Here is a 2,896-nt window from a genome sequence, read left to right as displayed (position 1 = left end):
CCGGCATTTGCGGATGTAATCGCTTTCATCGTGCAGGACTGCGATGCCGTGATCGCCAACCAGGACGTGCCGCTGAGGATCACCAACGTTGCCGAGAGAGGGCGTTTCCCGAAGTCAGTCGCTTATGCCATTAAAACCCAGGCTTTGCTGTTCAACGCAAGCCCGCTGTGGAACCCCTCGAACGACGCTGCGAAATGGGCAGCGGCGGCACAGGCCGGCAAAGAAGCGGTGCAGGCGCTCACCGTGCAGGGCGATTACAAGCTGTTCGCGGATTATGGCCAGTATTTCCTGAAAACGCAGGACCTCGGCGCTAATATCCGCGACTTCGAAACCATACACGAAATTCCCGCGCCCGCAGGCGTTTTCTCCGTGATCAATACCATCCCTACGAACGGACGGCTGGTCGGTACCAGCGCGGGAGCTTGTCCTTCCCAGGAGCTGATCGACAGTTATGAAATGAAAACAACGGGCGAGCCCGCCATCCTGGGGTATTCGGATAATGACCACCTGCATCCCATCATCAATGCAGCATCCGGGTATGATGAAACCAAACCTTACGAAGGGCGTGATCCCCGCTTTTACGCGACTACCTGGTACAATGGCGCGCATTACGGCATGATCGGGGGGATCGACCATAACGTGGAAACATTCATCGGCGGCCTCGATCAGATGATCCCCCAGGTGCAGTTCACCAACACGCGCACGGGATATTACCTGCGGAAGTTCTATGACCCCCTGATCCCGGCGAACCAGCTGGTGCAAGAGTGCCGCTGGAAGAAATTCCGGCTGGCGGAGATTTATCTCAATTATGCGGAAGCGGAGAATGAAGCGAACGGGCCCGCACAGGCTTACGAGCCGGTGAACATCGTCCGCAGGCGCGCCGGGATGCCGGACCTGCCGACCGGGCTCGATAAAAACCAGATGCGGGAGAGGATTCGCCGGGAGCGCCGGGTGGAATTCGCTTTTGAAGAGCACCGCTTCTGGGACGTGCGCAGATGGAAAATATTGTCGGAGACCGACAAACTCGTAACCGGGATGGAAATCAGGAAGCAGCCCAACGGTTCGTTTACCTACACCCGGTTTGTGACGGAGCGCCGTGCTTCAGGATGGCAGGATAAATACCTGCTGTTCCCCATACCGATCGGCGAAACCAACCTGATCCCCGATTTCGCGGCCAATCAAAACCCCGGATGGTAAAAGGAAAGTATACATGAAACAGGTAGCCGGTCCGGGCGGACCGGCTATTTTTTTACACCCACGCAAAATGATCGATTATGCGATATTTATTTGTTATGCTACTGGCCGCTTTAGCCCTTTCCTGCGGGAAATCCTCCCGTGTGCCCACGAGTACGACGCCGGAAGAGCCGGAAACCCAAACGCCGGTCGTACGGCCGAAAACGGATTTCGAATACCTGGGCGTATACCTCTGGCCTTCCTGGAGCCGTGAAATCCAGCGCGATTATGATTACTGGAAAGCCTGCGGGTACAATACGGTGTCCATCCTCATCGCCGGCGAAATCGCCACGGAGGAACTGCTGTCTGTATACCACGCCCGGATGCGGGATGCGCAGCACGCCGGTTTCAAGGTGGAGATCGTCGTGTTTTCCAATATGGGGCCGAACGGGCAGGGCTTCGATCCGAGAGATGGTGCCATGATGCAGCGGCGTTTAAAGGATATCGAGCTGATCGTAACGCGGATGGCGGCGGCGGATGTGATTACCCTCTTCGCGGGCGATCCGGGCGGTACGCCGGTGAAGCTGGGCGAAGCCGGGGCTGGGCATTTTATGGATATGGTGATCACGGTGAAAGAGATCGTCGGGAGGAAAGCGCCGAAGGCTTTGTATAACGTCAACACCTGGGCCATCGCACATTGGGACGATGTGCAGATTTCTCCCTTTACCGTTGAATTCTGGGACAAGGAAACATCTTTCAGCCGCAAGCTGCTGGCCGATCCGAAATGGGCGGCGGATATCGGGATGATCTACCCCATGCATAATTATTACCGTTCGCTGGCAATGAACGAATATGTAAAGGCGGGCAAAACGCCGGAACTGTTCCCTGTGCTGCAGGATGTGGATGCGCTGAAAGGGAAGGGCGTGCAGCGGCAATGGGCCTGGCCGTATTTCCTGGTCGATGAAGTGGATGACGGGTACACCGGCTACCTGGTGGGCACGCATTACACCCAGTCGGAAACGCGGTATATCGGCGATATCGCCCGCAAGGCGCGGGGATTGCAGCTGAACGGGATGATCGTGAATACGAGCATCGATAAGGACGGTATCCAGACGGAAGCGCTGAACGTCTACGCGATGGGCCGCTTCAGCCAGGATGCGTCGCTGACGGCGGAAGAGGTGATCACGGAGTTCGCGGGTTTTATCGCAGACAGTAAAACGGTGCCCGTACTGGCGAAGGTGCTGCGGTTTGTAGATAATCAAAGTACCTGGGAGGCCAGCATGCCGGCAGCCTATCGTTTACAACCTTTTGCGGACGTGTTCCCCAACGCGCAGGCGGCACTGGATGCATTGGCCACCGTTCAGGCGAATGCGAAGCCTGCCTTCCCGTTGCCGTTTGCCCCGCGCGGATTCCTGGACAGGGTGAAAGCGCGGCTGCTGGCGATAAAGTAAGGAAAGATTGCGAATCAATATTTGAAGAAAAGTAATGAACCGGAGTATACTGACGCTGGACGAATTTACCATCCAGCAATTGAAGCGATTCCCGAACGCCACGGGTGAATTGAGCGGCTTGCTGCGCGATATCGGCCTGGCCGCCAAGCGGGTGAACGTAGAAGTGAACAAAGCGGGGCTGGTCGATATTTTGGGAGATACCGGCGGGATGAACGTGCAGGGCGAGGAAGTGAAGAAGCTGGACGTTTATGCGAACGATCATTTCACGGATG

General features: G+C 56.5%; 2 protein-coding genes and 1 pseudogene. All 3 read left to right on the top strand.

Going from position 1 to position 2,896, the window contains the following annotated elements:
- Positions 1–1,197 (top strand): RagB/SusD family nutrient uptake outer membrane protein (locus Q0510_RS23830; protein ID WP_298717470.1); only part of this gene is annotated, 1,197 nt, incomplete at its 5' end.
- 140 nt (positions 1,198–1,337) lie between these two features.
- Positions 1,338–2,624 carry a hypothetical protein gene (locus tag Q0510_RS23825; RefSeq protein WP_298717467.1) on the top strand — a complete coding sequence of 429 codons (1,287 nt, stop codon included), beginning with the start codon at positions 1,338–1,340 and terminating at the stop codon, positions 2,622–2,624.
- 34 nt (positions 2,625–2,658) lie between these two features.
- Positions 2,659–2,896 (top strand): annotated as a pseudogene (locus tag Q0510_RS23820) (fructose-bisphosphatase class I); the annotation flags it as partial.

The organism is uncultured Chitinophaga sp. (assembly GCF_937874145.1).
Taxonomy (GTDB): Bacteria; Bacteroidota; Bacteroidia; order Chitinophagales; family Chitinophagaceae; genus Chitinophaga.
Note: the sequence above shows the minus strand (reverse complement) of the source record. Positions and strands in the feature narration are given on the sequence as shown.